The organism is Enterobacter sp. MGH 38 (assembly GCF_000492855.1).
Taxonomy (GTDB): Bacteria; Pseudomonadota; Gammaproteobacteria; order Enterobacterales; family Enterobacteriaceae; genus Enterobacter; species Enterobacter hormaechei_C.
The window spans coordinates 522916-540782 of sequence record NZ_KI535607.1 but is presented as its reverse complement, the minus strand read 5'-3'; the positions used below and the strand labels follow the sequence as shown (position 1 = coordinate 540782).

Sequence of the window (17867 nt, the reverse complement as noted above, 5' to 3'; positions counted from 1 at the left end):
GCGGAGCGATGATGACACCACTTCTCGACGCGCGTGATATCAGCAAGCAGTTTTCAGGCGTACCGGTCTTAAAAGGCATTGATTTCACGCTGCTTGCGGGGCAGGTGCATGCGCTGATGGGCGGTAACGGCGCGGGAAAATCGACTCTGATGAAGATCATCGCCGGGGTAGAAACCCCGGATAGCGGTGAACTTTCGGTGGCGGGTGAGTCTTTTACACGGCTTACCCCGGCTCAGGCGCACAGGTTAGGCATTTATCTGGTGCCGCAGGAGCCGCTGCTGTTTCCCAACCTGACGGTGCGGGAAAACATCCTGTTCCGCCTGCCGCGCGAGCGCGGCCTGGAAAAGCGGCTGGAGGAGAAACTTGAGCAGCTGCAGTGCCGGCTGAACCTCGACGCCGCCGCCAGCACCCTGGAAGTGGCGGATCAGCAGATGGTGGAGATCCTGCGCGGGCTGATGCGCAACGCCAGAATTCTGATCCTCGATGAACCCACGGCCTCGCTGACGCCCGGTGAAACCGAACGGCTGTTTCGCCAGATCCGCGCCTTGCAGGATCTTGGCGTCGGGATTGTTTTTATCTCGCATAAGCTGCCGGAGATTCGGCAGCTGGCGAGTCACGTCTCGGTGATGCGCGACGGCGCCGTGGTGCTCAGCGGCGAAACCGCGCAGTTTGACGATAACGCCCTGATCGCCGCCATGACGCCAGTAAGCCGGGAGACCTCCCTGAGCGATACGCAAAAGCTGTGGCTGGCGCTGCCGGGCAACCGCCGCACCCAGGCGCAGGATTTTCCCGTGCTGCGGGTGGAGGATCTTACCGGGGAAGGGTTTATCGATCTCAGCCTTGAGATCTACGCCGGGGAGATCGTCGGCCTGGCCGGGTTGGTAGGCTCCGGGCGCACCGAGTTTGCCGAAACGCTCTACGGCCTGCGTCCCGTACGCGGCGGGCGGGTGTGGCTGGAGAACCAGGAGATCACCACCGAACCGGTGGGTTCACGTCTGGAAAAAGGGCTGGTTTATCTGCCGGAAGACAGGCAGGTATCCGGCCTGTTTCTCGACGCGCCGATCCGCTGGAACACCGTGGCGCTGAACGAGCCGTCGCTCTGGCAGCAGCGAAAGCGGGAGTCTGCGGTAGTGGAACGCTATCACCGGGCGCTGGGGATCAAGCTCAACCATGCGGATCAAACCGTGCGCACGCTCTCCGGCGGCAACCAGCAGAAGGTGCTGCTGGCACGCTGTCTGGAAGCCAACCCGTTATTGCTGATCGTCGATGAACCGACGCGCGGCGTGGACGTCTCGGCACGCGCCGATATCTACCAGCTTATCAAAAGCGTGGCGGCGCAGAACGTGGCGGTGCTGATGATCTCAAGCGATCTCGATGAGTTTCCCGGCCTCGCGGATCGGGTGCTGGTAATGCATCAGGGCGTGCTCAGCGGCGAGCTGCCGCGCCACGCCGTCAGCCTCGACCGGATGATGGCGCTGGCGTTTGGAGGGCAATCATGAAGATCTTACTGAAAAACCGCGAGCTGAGCGCGTTTCTCGCCATTCTGGCGCTGTTCGCCGTGCTGGTGGCGCTGAACCCGTCGTACCTGAGCTTACAGACGCTGGGGATGATCTTCGCCAGCTCGCAGATCCTGATCCTGCTGGCTATCGGCGCGGCGCTGGTGATGCTGACCCGCAATATTGACGTCTCCGTCGGCTCCACGGTCGGGTTGTCCGCCATTGCCGTCGGCGTGGCGCTTAACAGCGGCTACAGCCTGCCCGTTTCCATTCTCTTCACGCTGTCGATCGGCGCGCTGGCCGGGGCGTTCAACGGTTTTCTGGTGGTGGGCCTGCGCATTCCGGCGATTGTCGCCACCCTCGGCACGCTGGGGCTTTATCGCGGGGCGATGCTGCTCTGGACCGGCGGGAAGTGGATAGAAGGGCTGCCGCCGGGGCTGAAATCCCTCTCTGAGCCTGCCGACGTCGGCATTTCGCCGCTCGGCATGCTGGTGTTGATTATCGCGGCCACCGGCGCGTGGACGCTGTCGCGCACCGCCTTTGGACGTAATTTTTACGCCGTGGGGGATAACCTCACCGCCGCGCGCCAGCTGGGCGTGGCGGTGAACCGCACCCGCATGATCGCCTTTACCCTGAACGGCCTGCTGGCGGCCTGCGCCGGGATCGTCTTTGCCGCGCAGATAGGCTTCGTGCCCAACCAGACCGGCAGCGGGCTGGAGATGAAAGCCATCGCTGCCTGCGTGCTGGGGGGCATCTCGCTGCTGGGCGGCACCGGCACGCTGGTCGGTGCGTTCCTCGGCGCGTTCTTCCTCACCCAAATCGATACCGTGCTGGTGCTGTTCAGGCTCCCGGCGTGGTGGAACGACTTTATCGCCGGGCTGGTGCTGCTGGGCGTGCTGGTGCTCGACGGGCGTCTGCGTCAGGCACTGGCGCGGCATCAGCGGGCGCTGAAATACAGCCGTTTCCAGCCCGGTAACAAAGGGGGAAAGCACGTTACCCCGTTTCCCAAACGCAAAAAAGAGGTGGCGTAAATGAGGCTTAACTGGGAAAGCGCGCTGCTGATTTTACTGGTGCTGGAGATCCTGCTCTTCGGCGCCATCAACCCGCGCATGCTTGATATCAACATGCTGCTGTTCAGCACCAGCGACTTTATCTGCATTGGCATCGTGGCGCTGCCGCTTACGCTTGTAATTATCAGCGGCGGGATCGACATCTCCCTCGGCTCAACCATCGGCCTGTGCGCCATCGCGCTGGGGGTGATGATGCAGGCGGGGTGGCCCATGACGATCGCCGTTCCGCTGACGCTGCTGCTTGGCCTGCTGTGTGGGCTGGTGAATGCGGCGCTGATCCACTACACCGGCATTAGCCCTTTAGTCATTACCCTCGGCACGCTCTACCTCTACGGCGGCGGCGCGCTGCTGCTCTCCGGCATGGCGGGGGCGACGGGCTACGAGGGCATCGGCGGCTTCCCGGACAGCTTTACCGCCTTCGCTAACCTCACGATGCTGGGGCTGCCGATCCCGCTGGTGCTGTTCGCGGTGATTACCGCCTTCTTCTGGCTGATTACCCATCGCGGGCGCTTTGGCCGCCATCTGTTTTTAATCGGCCAGAATCCGCGCGCGGCGCGCTATGCGGCGCTGTCGGTGAACGGCATGCCCTACGCGCTGTACGGTCTGGTCGGCGTGGCGTCGGCGGTGGCCGCGCTGGTGATGGTCTCCTATTTCGGCTCTGCGCGTTCGGATCTGGGGCGCGATTTGCTGATGCCCGCGCTCACCGCCGCCGTACTCGGCGGGGCAAATATCTACGGCGGGTCAGGTTCTGTTGTCGGTACGGCGCTGGCGGCGCTGCTGGTGGGGTATCTCCAGCAGGGATTACAGATGGTCGGCATCCCCAACCAGGTGTCGAGCGCGCTGTCGGGGGCGCTACTGGTTGTGGTGGTAATGGGGCGTTCGCTGAGTCTGCACCGCGAATGGGTGCGATCTCTCTTCAGAAAACTATCCGGAGCGTAAGATGAAAACAAAACTGCTCGTCCTGGCAATGGCCCTCAGCTTCGCTTCGGCGCAGGCGGCGGACCGCATTGCCTTTATCCCGAAACTGGTAGGCGTGGGATTCTTCACCAGCGGCGGCAACGGCGCGAAAGAGGCGGGGAAAGATCTTGGCGTGGACGTGACCTACGACGGCCCGACCGAGCCGAGCGTCTCCGGTCAGGTGCAGCTCATCAATAACTTCGTCAACCAGGGCTATAACGCCATCATCGTCTCTGCCGTGTCACCGGACGGTCTCTGCCCGGCGCTGAAGCGCGCGATGCAGCGCGGCGTCAAGGTCCTGACCTGGGATTCCGACACCAAACCGGAGTGCCGCAGCATCTACATCAATCAGGGGACGCCGGAACAGCTGGGCGGCCTGCTGGTGGAGATGGCGGGCAAGCAGGTCACCAAACCGAACGCGAAAGTGGCGTTCTTCTACTCCAGCCCGACCGTCACCGACCAGAACCAGTGGGTGAAAGAGGCGAAGGCCAAAATCGAGAAAGATCATCCTCAGTGGCAGGTCGTCACCACCCAGTTTGGCTATAACGACGCCACCAAATCGTTGCAAACCGCCGAAGGGATCTTAAAGGCTTATCCGGATCTGGATGCGATCATCGCCCCGGACGCCAACGCCCTGCCAGCCGCGGCACAGGCGGCAGAAAACCTGAAACGGGAAGGGGTGGCGATTGTCGGCTTCAGCACGCCGAATGTGATGCGCCCGTACGTTGAGCGCGGCACGGTGAAAGCCTTCGGCCTGTGGGATGTGGTGCAACAGGGCAAAATTGCGGTCAATGTCGCCGATCGTTTGCTGAAAAAAGGCGATCTTAACGTCGGCGACAGCGTAGACGTGAAAAATATCGGGACGCTGAAGGTCGAGCCGAACAGCGTGCAGGGCTACCAGTATGAGGCGAAGGGCAACGGCATCGTGCTGCTGCCGGAGCGCGTGGTGTTCACCAAAGAGAACATCAGCAAATACGATTTCTGACGGGGGAGCAAATGGCTGATTTAGACGACATCAAAGACGGCAAGGATTTTGGCATCGGTACGCCGCAGCAGAATGTGCCGTACACCCTGAAGGGCTGCGGCTCGCTGGACTGGGGTATGCAGTCGAGGCTTTCGCGCATTTTCAACCCGCAGAGCAACCGCACGGTGATGCTGGCCTTTGACCACGGTTACTTTCAGGGACCGACCACCGGCCTTGAGCGTATCGATCTCACCATCGCGCCGCTGTTTGGCGAAACCGACGTGCTGATGTGCACCCGCGGCATCCTCAGGAGCCAGGTACCTGCCGCGACGAACAAACCGGTGGTGCTGCGCGCCTCCGGCGGTAACACGATTCTGGGCGAGCTGTCTAACGAGTGCGTGGCGGTGGCGATGGAAGACGCGCTGCGCCTGAACGTCTGCGCGGTGGCGGCGCAGGTGTACATCGGAAGCGAGTTTGAGCATCAGTCGATCAACAATATCATCAAGCTGGTCGATGCAGGGGCGCGCTACGGCATGCCGACGCTGGCGGTGACGGGCGTGGGGAAAGAGATGGCGCGTGACGCTCGGTATTTTTCGCTGGCAAGCCGCATCGCCGCCGAAATGGGGGCGCAGTTCGTCAAAACCTATTACGTGGACGAGGGCTTTGAAAAAGTGACCGCCAGCTGCCCGGTGCCGATCGTTATCGCGGGGGGCAAAAAGCTGCCGGAGCACGAGGCGCTGGAGATGTGCTGGCGGGCGATTGACCAGGGCGCGTCCGGCGTGGACATGGGGCGGAATATCTTCCAGTCCAGCGCGCCGCTCGCCATGCTGAAGGCGGTGAAGAAAGTGGTTCACGAGAACTGGAATGCCCGCGATGCGTTCCAGTTCTGGCAGGAAGAGAAACAGGGAGAAGCAAAATGAACGTGACGCTGGTGGAGATCAACATCAAGCCCGAGCGGGTGGACGAGTTTCTGGAGGTATTTCGCGCCAACCACGAGGGGGCGATCAAGGAGCCGGGCAACCTGCGCTTCGACGTATTGCAGGACCCGCGGGTGAAAACCCGGTTCTTTATCTACGAAGCCTATAAAGACGAAGAGGCGGTGCTGGCGCATAAGCAAACCCCGCACTATCTCGCGTGCGTGGATAAGCTGGAGGAGCTGATGTCGGAGCCGCGCAAAAAACGCAGCTTTGTCGGATTGTTGCCGGAGTAGCGGTTTTGCCTGGTGGCGCTGCGCTTACCGGGCCTACGGGTACGGGGGGTGTTGATTTTGTAGGCCGGGTAAGCGCAGCGCCACCCGGCGTTGTTCACGCCAGCTCCAGCAACTGAATACGCGCCGTCGCGCCCGGCATCAGCTTTTGCAGATTGCTCACCAGCTCATCGCCAGCTTCCTGTAATGCCGCCAGCGGCATCGACGGCAGGCTTTCGAGAATAAACCACATGGACTGCGCCTGGCTGTCCAGACGCGTGCGTATCCCCTGTCGCCAGTTCCAGCGGCGGCAGGTGATGCCAAGATCGTCACGCCAGATAACTTCGCCTGGCTCCGGATTTTCGACTACCGGCTCACCCTCTTTGACGGTATCAAACGGCTCGCTGCCGTCGGCCAGCGTCAGGCGCGGCGCTCCCGAGTAAGCCGCCAGATTTTCTCCCCCTACCGGAATAGCGTAGCGGATACTGATGGCATTATAGATATCCACCACCGGGTCGAGCTGCGGCAGCGAACCGTCTCTCATCACGCGCTTGCGCAGGGCCGAGGCCGAGCAGGGCGTACGTTTGGGTTTTGCACCAAAGGCTTTAAACACCTCATCCCAGGCGGCGAGATGATTTTCTGCCCAGGGCACATCATCATTGAGCATCTGCTGGCAGGCCTGCGCCAGCGCAGCGGGCGCAACCTCCGGTTGGGTAATCGGGGCAGCTTCAACCAGAATGCTCAGCGCCCGAAAGCCGGGCGCGATCCCGACAAGTCGCGAATCTATTGACGGTGTTACAAGAGACATAAATAATCCTGTATTGACTGTTTTATACCATGGTAGTGACCAATGACTGATAAAGTCAATATAATGACCGATGCGGGTGCCGATGTTGCCCAGGTAAGCCTGGCCGTCGCGAACCGTATCCGCAGCTGGCGGAAAGAGAAAAAACTGTCGCTGGACGAGCTTTCTCGCCGCGCCAGCGTCAGCAAAGGCATGCTGGTAGAGATCGAAAAAGGGGCTGCCAACCCCAGCATTGCCATTCTGTGTAAACTGGCCGCCGCGCTTGGCGTCTCGGTGGCAGATATCGTTAACGTCTCCAGCGAGCCGCAGATACACATTATTCAGGAAGAGGCGATCCCGGTTCTGTGGCAGGGCGCACAGGGCGGTTACGCCAGATTGCTGGCAGGCACCGCAGGCCCGGATATGATTGAGCTGTGGCAGTGGGAGATGCATCCGGGAGAAACGTTCACCTCTCCGGGACATCCGGCGGGAACGTTTGAGCTGCTGCACGTGAACGAAGGCATGTTAACCCTGACGGTGGACGAGACGGTAACGCAGGTAGCTGCCGGGGCGTCGGCGGTGGCGAAAACGGAAGCGGCGCACGGCTATGCCAATGAAAGCGATACCGTGCTTCGCTTCACCATGACGGTGGCAGAGTTTCACCGATAAAAAGCAGCCCGGTGGCGCTACGCTTACCGGGCTTGCATATGCAGTATGTTGTAGGCCGGGAAAGCGTAGCGCCACCCGGCTTTTTTTACGCCTCTTCCACACTCACCCGCAGCGCCGCCAGCGCCTTACGCGCCGCCTTCAGCACCTGCTCACACTGCTCAATGGTGAGCGTCAACGGTGGTTCAATGCGGATGGTTTTCGAGTTGTTAAGCGTTCCCGCCACCAGTACCCGCTGGCGGAACATCTCGCTTGCGAAGCTATAACCGGTTTCGTTATCAACGAACTCAATCGCCATCAGCATCCCTTTCCCGCGCGCATCCTGTACCAGATCCGGGTATTCCCGGCCCAGCTGGCGGAAGCCGTCCAGCAGCATGTCGCCTTTCTGCTCCGCCTGCGCAGGCAGGTTTTGCTCCAGCAGCACGTTGATGGTCGCCAGCGCGGCCGCGCAGGCCAGCGGGTTACCGCCAAAGGTGGTGGTATGCAGGAATGGATTGTCGAACAGCACCGAGAACACCTCTTCAGTGGCGACCGTTGCGCCAATCGGCATCACGCCGCCGCCGAGCGCTTTTGCCAGGCACAGAATATCCGGCTGAACGTTCTCATGCTCACAGGCGAACATCTTGCCGGTGCGCCCCATCCCGGTCTGCACTTCGTCGAGGATCAGCAGCGCGCCAAACTCATCGCACAGCTGACGCACGGCGGGCAGATAGCCCTGCGGCGGGAGGATCACGCCGCCTTCACCCTGAATCGGCTCCAGGATCACCGCCGCCACGTCGTCGCCGGTTTTACGGCATTCGCCGAGCATGGTGCGCATGGCGTTGATGTCGCCGAACGGTACGTGGCGGAAGCCCGGCAGCAGCGGCATAAACGGTTTACGGAAAGTGGATTTAGCGGTCGCCGACAGCGCGCCCAGGGATTTCCCGTGGAACGCGCCGCTGGTGGCGATAAAGGTAAATTTCCCGCGTGGCGACTGGTACGCTTTGGCGAGTTTAATCGCCGCTTCGACCGATTCGGTGCCGCTGTTGCTGAAGAAGCTGTATTTCAGTTTGCCGGGCGTTAAGGCTGCCAGCGTTTTCGCGAGCATGGCGCGAAGCGGATCGAGCAGTTCCTGGCTATGGAGAGGTTGTTTCGCAAGTTGATTCTGTACGGCGGAAACCACAACTGGATTACGGTGCCCCACGTTGAAAATACCAAAACCACCCAGGCAATCGATAAACTCCTGTCCCTGGGTGTCGACAAGCGTATTCAGACTGCCCGCTTGCCACTCTACGGCTCCGTAATCCCCGCCGGCGGTAACAGATTTGCGATACTCCAGAAAACCAGGATTCACATGCTCTTTAAAGTAATCAATGACCTCACGGTTAAGTTGTTTCATCTCCTCATGATCAAGCGTTCGCTTTTCAATGAGATTCAGTGCGTGCGCGGTACAGGCAAGAGCCGAGGCGCTGGAAGGTAACCTGTTCAAAATATGCTCCCGGGGATCGCGTATCACATGATACTGAGTTAATTATTGCAGGGATTACGCCACCTCAGATGCCTTAACAAAAATCGGGATAAACGCCAGGCGAAATCAAATTTGCACAATATTTAATCATGCCATTGCGCGCCGCACGGGATAAGGGATAACGAGCCGGGGATGGGGTGTCGTCAATTGCACTACCCCAGGGCAGGAAATGCGCCTTAAGTGTGCGCCGGGGGATCATGCTTTGTAGGTAGTTTCGTCTCGAAAGTATTTTAAATCAATTAATTAGAAAAACGTACGAAAAGTGCGGTTTAACCGAGATTTGCGATCTCAATCATATTTAACAACTAAAGATAAATTTTTTATCGCCGAAAAAACATAAGCCACAAAATTAACATTCAAATAACCTGCAAGGGATGCTCACTATGTCCTCTCCTGACTATGTCACCCAGAATGAATATCCGCTGGACGATGACACCACGCTTATGTCGACCACCGACCTCCACAGCTACATGACCCACACTAACGACACCTTTGTGCAAGTGAGCGGCTTTACGCTCCAGGAGCTGCTCGGGCAACCGCACAACATTGTGCGCCATCCGGATATGCCGAAAGCGGCTTTTGCCGACATGTGGTACACGCTGCAAAAGGGCGAACCCTGGAGCGGGATTGTCAAAAACCGACGTAAAAATGGCGATCACTATTGGGTACGCGCCAATGCGGTACCGATGGTGCGTAACGGCCAGATGACGGGCTATATGTCCATTCGTACCCGCGCCACCGAGGACGAGGTCGCCGCAGTGGAGCCGCTTTATAAGGCGCTCAACGAGGGGCGCTGCAAAAAGCGCATTCATAAAGGGCTGGTGGTGCGCAAAGGCTGGCTCGGTAAATTACCGGCGATGCCGCTGCGCTGGCGCGTGCGTGGCGTAATGGCGGTACTTTTTGCGGTGATGGCCGCAACGCAGGTTGCCAGTGCTGCGGGCTGGACGTCGCTTGCAGCGGCGGCTGCGGTGATGCTGCTTGGCACCCTGGTGTTTGAACAGCAAATCGTCCGCCCGGTTGAAAACGTGGCGCGCCAGGCGCTGAAGGTCGCCACCGGAGAGCGTAACAGCGTTCAGCATCTCAACCGCAGCGACGAGCTGGGCCTGACGCTGCGGGCCGTCGGACAGCTGGGGCTGATGTGCCGCTGGCTGATCAACGACGTGTCCAGCCAGGTCGTGAGCGTGCGTGACGGTAGCGACAGGCTGGCGCAGGGCAATGAAGATCTCAACGACCGCACGCGCCAGACCGTGGCGAACGTGCAGCAGACCGTGGCCACAATGAACCAGATGGCGTCATCGGTGCAGAGCAACTCTGAGACCGCAGCCGAAGTAGACAAGCTGTCGATGGCCGCCAGCAGCGCGGCCACGCAGGGAGGCACCGTGATGCAGACCGTGGTGAAAACCATGGATGACATTGCCGACAGTACCCAGCGCATTGGCTCTATTACGTCGCTTATCAACGATATCGCCTTCCAGACCAATATTCTGGCACTGAACGCCGCGGTCGAGGCGGCCCGCGCGGGCGAGCAGGGGAAAGGCTTTGCGGTGGTGGCAGGCGAAGTGCGCCATCTTGCCAGCCGCAGCGCGAATGCGGCGAACGATATTCGCAAGCTGATCGACGCCAGCGCCAGCAAAGTGCAGTCCGGCGCCAGCCAAGTACACGCTGCGGGTCGTACGATGGATGATATTGTCGAGCAGGTGAAAAATGTCACGCAGCTTATCGCGCAGATCAGCCATTCCACCGCCGAGCAGGCCACGGGATTGACCGAGCTGACGCGTGCCGTGGCGGAGCTGGACAGCATTACGCAGAAAAATGCGGACCTGGTCGAAGAGAGCGCACAGATTTCCGCGATGGTTAAGCACCGGGCCGGACGTCTTGAAGATGCGGTTACCGTGCTGCATTAAGAAATGCATGCTTCGATAAAGCCGTTTATTCCTCCGGGGTAAACGGCTTTTTTGTTTTTCAGAATACGTTATGTTGTTAATGAAATATTAATTAACTAAAAAAAGCACCCGATTTTTAATTGCTACGCCCCGGATTTATTGAAAGTGATAAATAAAAAAACGATCAAAGTCATAAAGTTAGAGATTTTTCTGTCGATAACAGCGATCGTCTGAGAAATAATCACATCGATGGGGTAAATATGTTCATACATGACGTAAAGATCGGCACGAAATTATTTCTGGCGTTTGGATTATTTATTGTCCTGATGGTCGTCAGCGCAAGCTTGTCTCTGATGAGCCTGAATCGGGCAAACAATGGAATGCAAACCATCCTTACCAGCGATTATCCAACGACGGTAAAAGCGAACCAGTTAATCGACAACTTCCAGGAATTTATCAGCACGCAGCAGCTCATGCTGCTGGACGAACAGGGGACGTACACGGCGCAATCAGAGCAGCGTCTGAAGGCGATCAGCGAGCGCATCGCCGCAATCCTGAGCGAGCTGGACAACGCTCTCAAGGATAAAAAATCCCAACAGGTGCTGGCCGATATCCACGGCGTGCGCCAGCAATATCTTGACTCGCGCTACCGCATTTTGCAGGCCGTGCAGAATAACGACCGTGCGGGCGCGATAAACGAAATGATGACCAACACCCTGAACCTGCAACAGTCCTATAAAGCGAAAGTGCAGGCGTTGATTGCGATCCAGGACCATGAAATGCAGAGTGCGGGCGAGCAGGTGGAAGGTGATTTCCGCACCAATCGTCTCCTGCTGATCCTGATTACGCTTTTTAGCGTCGCGGCAGCCAGCCTGACTGGCTGGTTCATTGTGCGATCCATTACCCGCCCGCTGAACGACGCGGTGAATTTTGCGGAGGCCATTGCCGATGGCGATCTCACCGGCAGCATTACCTCGCACGGTAAAGATGAAACCGGACTGCTACTCACCGCACTGATGGAGATGAAAACGCGCCTGCTGGAGATTGTGCAGCAGGTGCAAACCGGATCGGAAAACATCTCCAGCGCCGCCGCGCAGATTGTCGCGGGCAACCAGGATCTGGCTGCCCGCACGGAAGAGCAGGCCAGTTCCGTTGAACAGACGGCTGCGTCGATGGAGCAGATTACCGCCACGGTGAAGAATACCGCGTCCCACACCGGAGAAGCGACGAACCTGTCTGCCGATGCGGCTGCCGTGGTCAAAAACAACGGCGAGATGATGAAGCAGGTCACCAGCAAGATGCGCCTGATCAACGAAACATCGAACAGGATGTCCGACATTATCGACCTGATCGACGCCATTGCCTTCCAGACTAATATTCTGGCGCTGAACGCGGCGGTCGAAGCGGCGCGCGCGGGTGAGCATGGTCGCGGCTTTGCGGTGGTGGCGGGTGAGGTACGTCAGCTCGCGCAGAAAAGTGCAACATCCGCAAGTGAGATCCGCCAGCTGATTGAAAGCTCCACAAGCCAGACGCAGGACGGCATGAACCTTGTGGAGAAGGCCAGCGGGCTTATCAACGGCATGGTCGGCAACGTAGAGGAGATGGACGTTATCCTGCGTGAGATTCGCCAGGCCAGCCACGAACAGACGGAAGGCATCTCGCAGATCAACAGCGCGATTGGCCTGATAGACGCCACCACCCAGCAGAACTCCGCGCTGGTGGAGGAGTCCGTTGCGGCGGCGGCATCCCTTAACGAACAGGCGATGCACCTGAAAGAGCTGGTCCGCGTGTTCCGCGTGAGCGACGGCGTGCTGGCTTAATCCAGCTGGGAGATCTCCAGTGCCGCGCGGTCAATCACGCCGATAATCTGTTTTAACTGCGCGTCGCTGAGCTCTCCCTGATTAACCTTCAGATCCAGAACCGCTTTGAAGTTATCCAGCGCCCGCTTCATCTGCGGGTTTTTGCGCAGCTGGAAACCGACGGAGCGCGCCTTGATACGCGTCTGGATCTGCTCCAGCTGTTCCCGGTTATCTTCCAGCCACTGTTCTCCGGCGGCGTTAATCGCAATCCGCTTACGGCCGTTCTCTTCTTCGGTAATGATGATAAGCGACTGATCCTGCAAGTAATCCAGAGTCGGATAGATCACGCCAGGGCTTGGCGTGTAATGTCCCTGCGTCAGGTTCTCGATCTCTTTGATCAGCTCATAACCATGGCTCGCGTTGCGGGTCAGGATATCCAGGATCACCAGCCGCAGATCGCCATGACCAAAAAATCGTGGCCGGCGTCCGCCGCCGTCGTGTTCGTGTCGCATGTTTCTTCCTCAATTTGATATATCTAAACTATATCTAAGATATATTCAGATGCAATCTAAAAAATCTTGATTTCTGAGTTAATAGCAATCATTATCATTAAAAATTCATTCCGATATATCGTATTCACCTGAGAAGGGCATCAACATGGCATCTACCCGTTACCCTCAACGTGTCCGCAATGACCTGCGTTTTCGTGAGCTGAACGTGATGCGCACTGAGCGAGTCAGTGCAGGATTTCAGCGCATTGTGCTAGGCGGCGAGGCGCTGGAGGGCTTTAGCTCTCGCGGCTTTGACGACCATACCAAAGTCTTTTTCCCGGCACCGGGCACCACTTTCGTGCCGCCTGTGGTGACTGATGAAGGCATCGACTGGGGCGACGGCGTGCGTCCGCAGGCGCGTGACTATACCCCGCTGTACGATGACGAAAAACATGAGCTGGCGCTCGATTTCTTCGTTCATGATGGTGGCATTGCCAGCAACTGGGCGGTAGAGGCGAAGGTGGGCGACAAGCTGACCATCGGTGGTCCGCGCGGTTCGCTGGTGGTGCCGGAAGATTACGCCTGGCAGCTGTACGTGTGCGACGAGTCGGGCATGCCCGCGCTGCGTCGCCGTTTAGAAAGCATCGCAAAACTGCCTGTTCGCCCGGCGATCCACGCCATCGTCACCGTGGGCGATGCGACGTACCAGGACTATCTGGCGCACCTAAGCGGGTTCAACATCACCTGGGTTATTGGCCACAACGAGCAGGCGGTAGCCGACCATCTTGCAGCGCTGGCCGTGCCGGAAGAGGATTACTTTATCTGGCTGACCGGGGAGGGGAAGGGGGTGAAACGCCTGAGCCGTCAGTTTGAAACCGACGCAATTGACCCACAGCTGGTGCGTGCCAGCGCGTACTGGCACGCCAAATAATCAGGCAGCGGGATCCAGCTGCGCTTCGCTCACCTGATGTTCGAGCGAGGCGCATACCTCTTTCAGCGCTTTCTCCTGCTGGGCAAAGTAGGCTTCCATATTGCTGAGCGACGAGACGAGCAGCCAGGACTCTTCTTTCTCCAGCTCTGCCAGCTCGTTCACCAGGGTGTCGATTTGCTCACGCACCTGCGCCATCTTTTTACGAATACGTTCCAGGTCGTTCAGCCTGTCGCTCGCCATCATCGGTTCAAACCCTTGTTGCAGACGGGCGACCAGCAAGCGAATGGCCTTCACGTCGCCGCGCTGTTTGGCCTGGTTGAGTTGCACCATCATCCTGTTGGCTTCTTCTTTTAAATCATCGGCAACCAGATCCGGGTGGCATAACTTGCTCGCCTGACGCCAGAGCCGCTTCAGCTCGTTCCGATCCTCTTCAGAGAGATCCTTGCCTTTACGCAGGCGCACTTCGGCATCATGATGCTGTTCGCGATACTTCTTGTACTCTTCGTTGGCCTCATCGCGCGCCTGACGTGCTGGCTCTTCTTCACGCGTTAAACCGGTCTCCAGCTCCATCGCTTCGGCCAGCAGGTTGGCAATCAGATTACTTTGCTGCTGAAGATGCTTACGCGCCTCTGCCGCCTGAACGGAATCCGCAGGCAGATCTCGCCAGCGCCGGGTGAGCGTTGTCAGAACCTCTACGGCCTGCGCCATATAGCTCTGGCAGCGGCGGTAATCCTCTTCCCGGCGACGCGTCTCCGCCTGCTGACGACGCAGGTTAAGCTCCGCCAGCGTTTTACGCAGGGCGAGGATCTGCTGCATCAACGGCCCGAGGCGGGAGAAATAGAGATCGTTGAATTCGTCAAGCTGCTGTACCCGGGCGTTACGACGATCAATCAGATCGCGCAGACGCTCTTCCAGGGCTTTTAGCTCCAGCTTGCTGGCCGCCAGTTGCGGGTCACGCCACGGGGTAACGGCGCGCTGGCTTTGCAGCCAGGTGGTGATAGCGCGAAGGGCTGCGGTGTAGTTTTTCTGCTCAAGCGCCGCGACGATGGACAGGAGTTCATCGTCAAAGGCTTCCTCTTTGAGACGTTTCAACTGGCTCCGGATGATGTCGTCATCTTCCAGCTCAATGGCATTTTTAATGATTTCTAGCCGTTTGATCGGTGTGCTCATGATGCCTTTCGCTCTGGCGCTTAAGTATTTGAGTTAAGGTTAGTTGTTGTAAAAGCTACAGGAAATAATACACACGGATGATGATCGGCGCGATGGGGGATTTCTTTAGTTTTTAGGGTTTGTGAGGGGAAGCGGCAGGCCGGGCTACGTGTGGTGGATTACTTACAAAAAAGCCACTCAATCGAGTGGCTTAACTGGATGATTCTAAAGCTAAAATTTGGTGGCCCCTGCTGGACTTGAACCAGCGACCAAGCGATTATGAGTCGCCTGCTCTAACCACTGAGCTAAGGGGCCGTGGCGGTGAATTATAAAGTAACTCCCCTCAGCAATCCAGCCATTCACACCTGCCTGCTGTTTTTATAAACAACGCATAATCAATCCTTTATACTTATCTTAAGATGCATAGACAGGAGTAGAGATGATCAACGATATTCTGGCCCCTGGCCTGCGGGTGGTGTTCTGCGGTATTAATCCGGGCAAGTCATCGGCGCACACCGGTTTTCACTTTGCTCATCCGGGAAATCGCTTCTGGAAGGTGATCCACCAGGCCGGATTTACCGACAAACAGCTTAAGCCGGAAGAAGAGCAGCAGCTGCTGGATACGCGCTGTGGCATCACCATGCTGGTCGAGCGACCCACGGTGCAGGCGAGCGAAGTGAATCTGCATGAGCTGCGCGCTGGCGGGCGTGAGCTGATCGCGAAAATTGAAGACTATCAGCCCGCGGCGCTGGCGATCCTCGGCAAGCAGGCCTACGAGCAGGCGTTCAGCCAGCGCGGTGTGAAGTGGGGTAAGCAGGACATTACCATTGGCGTAACGCAGGTTTGGGTGTTGCCGAACCCCAGCGGGCTGAACAGGGCGACGCTGGACAAGCTGGTGGAGGCGTATCGGGAACTTGATGAGGCGCTTGTGGTGAGGGGGCTTTAGCTCCTCTGCGGCCTGATGCCCTCACCCTGACCCTCTCCCACAGGGAGAGGGAATAAACAAAAAAAAGCTCCCGATTGGGAGCTTTTTCATTTCAGGACCGATTAATCGTCCAGGAAGCTACGCAGCACTTCAGAGCGGCTCGGATGGCGCAGTTTACGCAGCGCCTTCGCTTCGATCTGACGGATACGTTCGCGGGTCACGTCAAACTGTTTACCCACTTCTTCCAGCGTGTGGTCGGTGTTCATGTCGATACCGAAACGCATACGCAGCACTTTGGCTTCACGGGCGGTCAGGCCAGCCAGCACGTCGTGCGTAGCGGCACGCAGGCTCTCGGTGGTGGCAGAGTCCAGCGGCAGCTCGAGGGTGGTATCCTCGATGAAATCACCCAGATGCGAATCTTCATCATCACCGATTGGCGTTTCCATGGAGATTGGCTCTTTAGCGATTTTCAGCACTTTACGGATCTTGTCTTCCGGCATCAGCATGCGTTCAGCCAGCTCTTCCGGCGTCGGCTCGCGGCCCATCTCCTGCAACATCTGGCGAGAGATACGGTTGAGTTTGTTGATGGTCTCAATCATATGCACCGGAATACGGATGGTGCGCGCCTGGTCTGCGATAGAGCGGGTGATCGCCTGACGGATCCACCAGGTAGCATAGGTGGAGAACTTGTAACCACGACGGTATTCAAACTTATCTACCGCTTTCATCAGACCGATGTTGCCTTCCTGAATCAGATCCAGGAATTGCAGGCCACGGTTGGTGTATTTCTTGGCGATAGAGATAACCAGACGTAAGTTCGCTTCAACCATCTCTTTCTTCGCACGGCGGGCTTTCGCTTCACCGATGGACATACGACGGTTGATGTCTTTCACCTGCTCGATGGTCAGGCCGGTCTCTTCTTCAATCTGATGCAGTTTTTGCAGGCCGCGCTGTACGTCTTCTTTCACATCGTGCAGCTTTTCAGACCACGGCTTGTTCATCGCGATAGCGGCGTTGAACCAGGTTTCGCTGGTTTCGTTGCCGGTGAAGAGGGTGATGAAGTTCTTCTTCGGCATTTTGCACTGTTCAACGCACAGCTTCATGATGATACGTTCCTGGGTACGTACGCGATCCATCATCACGCGCATGCTGTTCACCAGGTAGTCGAACTGTTTTGGCACCAGGCGGAACTGTTTGAACACTTCAGACAGCTTCAGGATCTCTTCCTGAGCGGCGGCATGGCTGCGGCCTTTCGCTTTGATGGTGTCACGCGTCACTTCGTACTGGGTACGCAGCTCGGCAAATTTCTCACGCGCCAGTTCAGGGTCGATGCTGTTGTCGTCATCGCTGCTGTCGTCGTCTTCTTCTTCATCTTCGTCTTCGTCGTCATCCATCTCTTCCTGAGACAGCTCAGAACCGACGTGAGTGGCGGTTGGCGCCATATCTTCTTCAGCGTTCGGGTCGACAAAGCCAGTGATCAGATCGGACAGACGCGCTTCTTCTGCTTCAACGCGATCGTACTGCTCCAGCAGATAGGTGATCGCTTCCGGGTATTCGGCAACAGAGCACTGAACCTGGTTGATCCCGTCTTCGATGCGTTTTGCGATGTCAATTTCGCCTTCGCGGGTCAACAGTTCAACGGTACCCATTTCGCGCATGTACATGCGGACCGGGTCAGTGGTACGCCCGATTTCAGATTCCACGCTGGACAGTACCTGTGCAGCAGCTTCTTCCGCATCTTCGTCAGTGTTGTTGGAGGTTTCAGCCAGCAACAGATCATCGGCATCCGGTGCTTCTTCCATCACCTGAATGCCCATGTCATTGATCATTTGGATGATATCTTCGATCTGATCTGAATCGACGATATCTTCCGGCAGATGGTCATTGACCTCGGCATAGGTCAGATAGCCTTGCTCCTTACCGCGTTGGACAAGAAGTTTCAGCTGTGACTGCGGGTTTTGCTCCATAAGACGGTATCCACACTTAATTCGTTTGATTGGTGTCGGCGATGGGCTGCCAACCTTTAAAGCGAGGGCGTACTTATATTTTTGCCGCTGCC

At 57.8% G+C, this 17867-nt stretch carries 16 protein-coding genes and 1 tRNA gene; 11 read left to right on the top strand and 6 right to left on the bottom strand.

Annotation, left to right across the window (positions count from 1 at the left end; all coding sequences use genetic code 11):
* The first annotated feature begins 11 nt into the window (after positions 1-11).
* The 6 genes from lsrA to lsrG are packed head-to-tail and all read left to right on the top strand — an operon-like array spanning position 12 to position 5697.
* Complete coding sequence (gene lsrA, locus L384_RS18325; protein ID WP_023323769.1) at positions 12-1499, top strand: autoinducer 2 ABC transporter ATP-binding protein LsrA; 1488 nt, start codon at positions 12-14, stop codon at positions 1497-1499.
* The gene (gene lsrC / locus L384_RS18330) at positions 1496-2527 is read left to right on the top strand and encodes an autoinducer 2 ABC transporter permease LsrC (protein WP_023323768.1); all 1032 of its coding nucleotides are present in this window, start codon (positions 1496-1498) and stop codon (positions 2525-2527) included. The genes lsrA and lsrC overlap by 4 nt, the downstream gene beginning before the upstream one ends.
* Positions 2528-3505: an autoinducer 2 ABC transporter permease LsrD gene (lsrD, locus tag L384_RS18335; protein WP_023323767.1), complete on the top strand. Its 978-nt coding sequence runs from the start codon at positions 2528-2530 to the stop codon at positions 3503-3505.
* A 1-nt stretch (position 3506) separates the two neighbouring features.
* The gene (gene lsrB / locus L384_RS18340) at positions 3507-4508 is read left to right on the top strand and encodes an autoinducer 2 ABC transporter substrate-binding protein LsrB (protein ID WP_003862610.1); all 1002 of its coding nucleotides are present in this window, start codon (positions 3507-3509) and stop codon (positions 4506-4508) included.
* A gap of 11 nt (positions 4509-4519) precedes the next feature.
* Positions 4520-5407, top strand: a complete 888-nt coding sequence (gene lsrF / locus L384_RS18345) for a 3-hydroxy-5-phosphonooxypentane-2,4-dione thiolase (RefSeq protein ID WP_023323766.1) — start codon at positions 4520-4522, stop codon at positions 5405-5407.
* Positions 5404-5697, top strand: a complete 294-nt coding sequence (gene lsrG / locus L384_RS18350) for a (4S)-4-hydroxy-5-phosphonooxypentane-2,3-dione isomerase (protein WP_003862606.1) — start codon at positions 5404-5406, stop codon at positions 5695-5697. The genes lsrF and lsrG overlap by 4 nt, the downstream gene beginning before the upstream one ends.
* 94 nt (positions 5698-5791) lie before the next feature.
* Here the strand turns inward: lsrG and L384_RS18355 are convergent, their stop codons facing one another.
* Positions 5792-6481, bottom strand: coding sequence for a B3/B4 domain-containing protein (locus L384_RS18355; protein ID WP_023323765.1), 690 nt, complete (start codon positions 6479-6481; stop codon positions 5792-5794).
* A 42-nt stretch (positions 6482-6523) separates the two neighbouring features.
* On the opposite strand from L384_RS18355, the gene L384_RS18360 reads away from it, so the two are divergent.
* Positions 6524-7126 carry a helix-turn-helix domain-containing protein gene (locus L384_RS18360; RefSeq protein WP_023314879.1) on the top strand — a complete coding sequence of 201 codons (603 nt, stop codon included), beginning with the start codon at positions 6524-6526 and terminating at the stop codon, positions 7124-7126.
* An 85-nt stretch (positions 7127-7211) separates the two neighbouring features.
* Here L384_RS18360 and ygjG read toward each other — a convergent pair whose 3' ends face one another.
* Entirely contained in the window at positions 7212-8591 is a 1380-nt protein-coding gene (ygjG, locus tag L384_RS18365; RefSeq protein ID WP_022651884.1) for a putrescine aminotransferase, read from the bottom strand.
* A 422-nt stretch (positions 8592-9013) separates the two neighbouring features.
* On the opposite strand from ygjG, the gene L384_RS18370 reads away from it, so the two are divergent.
* Together L384_RS18370 and L384_RS18375 are read left to right on the top strand one after the other, a co-directional pair.
* Entirely contained in the window at positions 9014-10534 is a 1521-nt protein-coding gene (locus L384_RS18370; protein WP_023323764.1) for a methyl-accepting chemotaxis protein, read from the top strand.
* A gap of 239 nt (positions 10535-10773) precedes the next feature.
* On the top strand, positions 10774-12333 hold the full coding sequence (locus L384_RS18375) for a methyl-accepting chemotaxis protein (protein ID WP_022651882.1): 1560 nt from the start codon (positions 10774-10776) through the stop codon (positions 12331-12333).
* Here L384_RS18375 and L384_RS18380 read toward each other — a convergent pair.
* Positions 12330-12824, bottom strand: a complete 495-nt coding sequence (locus tag L384_RS18380; RefSeq protein ID WP_022651881.1) for a PadR family transcriptional regulator — start codon at positions 12822-12824, stop codon at positions 12330-12332. The two genes, L384_RS18375 and L384_RS18380, sit on opposite strands and share 4 nt — an antisense overlap.
* A 145-nt stretch (positions 12825-12969) precedes the next feature.
* Here L384_RS18380 and L384_RS18385 point away from each other — a divergent pair, with 145 nt between their 5' ends.
* A complete protein-coding gene (locus L384_RS18385; protein WP_023323763.1) occupies positions 12970-13734 on the top strand; it encodes a siderophore-interacting protein in 765 nt (254 codons plus the stop codon).
* On the opposite strand, the gene L384_RS18390 is transcribed toward L384_RS18385, so the two are convergent.
* A complete protein-coding gene (locus L384_RS18390) occupies positions 13735-14904 on the bottom strand; it encodes a coiled-coil domain-containing protein (RefSeq protein ID WP_003862593.1) in 1170 nt (389 codons plus the stop codon). It abuts the gene before it with no gap.
* Positions 14905-15122: 218 nt separating this feature from the next.
* Positions 15123-15198 (bottom strand) — tRNA-Ile (locus L384_RS18395).
* A gap of 124 nt (positions 15199-15322) precedes the next feature.
* Between L384_RS18395 and mug the strand changes: the two genes are divergently transcribed.
* Complete coding sequence (gene mug, locus L384_RS18400) at positions 15323-15829, top strand: G/U mismatch-specific DNA glycosylase (protein ID WP_003862577.1); 507 nt, start codon at positions 15323-15325, stop codon at positions 15827-15829.
* A gap of 101 nt (positions 15830-15930) precedes the next feature.
* Here mug and rpoD read toward each other — a convergent pair whose 3' ends face one another.
* On the bottom strand, positions 15931-17775 hold the full coding sequence (gene rpoD, locus L384_RS18405; protein ID WP_006812010.1) for an RNA polymerase sigma factor RpoD: 1845 nt from the start codon (positions 17773-17775) through the stop codon (positions 15931-15933).
* Between the last annotated feature and the right edge of the window lie 92 nt (positions 17776-17867).

Bases quoted from the DNA above. Each gene is read 5' to 3' on its own strand.
- L384_RS18370 (WP_023323764.1), top strand. From the start codon at position 9,014: ATGTCCTCTCCTGACTATGTCACCCAGAATGAATATCCGCTGGACGAT.
- lsrF (WP_023323766.1), top strand. From the start codon at position 4,520: ATGGCTGATTTAGACGACATCAAAGACGGCAAGGATTTTGGCATCGGT.
- rpoD (WP_006812010.1), bottom strand. From the start codon at position 17,775: ATGGAGCAAAACCCGCAGTCACAGCTGAAACTTCTTGTCCAACGCGGT.
- lsrA (WP_023323769.1), top strand. From the start codon at position 12: ATGACACCACTTCTCGACGCGCGTGATATCAGCAAGCAGTTTTCAGGC.
- L384_RS18375 (WP_022651882.1), top strand. From the start codon at position 10,774: ATGTTCATACATGACGTAAAGATCGGCACGAAATTATTTCTGGCGTTT.
- L384_RS18390 (WP_003862593.1), bottom strand. From the start codon at position 14,904: ATGAGCACACCGATCAAACGGCTAGAAATCATTAAAAATGCCATTGAG.
- mug (WP_003862577.1), top strand. From the start codon at position 15,323: ATGATCAACGATATTCTGGCCCCTGGCCTGCGGGTGGTGTTCTGCGGT.
- lsrC (WP_023323768.1), top strand. From the start codon at position 1,496: ATGAAGATCTTACTGAAAAACCGCGAGCTGAGCGCGTTTCTCGCCATT.
- L384_RS18385 (WP_023323763.1), top strand. From the start codon at position 12,970: ATGGCATCTACCCGTTACCCTCAACGTGTCCGCAATGACCTGCGTTTT.
- lsrB (WP_003862610.1), top strand. From the start codon at position 3,507: ATGAAAACAAAACTGCTCGTCCTGGCAATGGCCCTCAGCTTCGCTTCG.
- lsrD (WP_023323767.1), top strand. From the start codon at position 2,528: ATGAGGCTTAACTGGGAAAGCGCGCTGCTGATTTTACTGGTGCTGGAG.
- lsrG (WP_003862606.1), top strand. From the start codon at position 5,404: ATGAACGTGACGCTGGTGGAGATCAACATCAAGCCCGAGCGGGTGGAC.
- L384_RS18380 (WP_022651881.1), bottom strand. From the start codon at position 12,824: ATGCGACACGAACACGACGGCGGCGGACGCCGGCCACGATTTTTTGGT.
- L384_RS18355 (WP_023323765.1), bottom strand. From the start codon at position 6,481: ATGTCTCTTGTAACACCGTCAATAGATTCGCGACTTGTCGGGATCGCG.
- L384_RS18360 (WP_023314879.1), top strand. From the start codon at position 6,524: ATGACTGATAAAGTCAATATAATGACCGATGCGGGTGCCGATGTTGCC.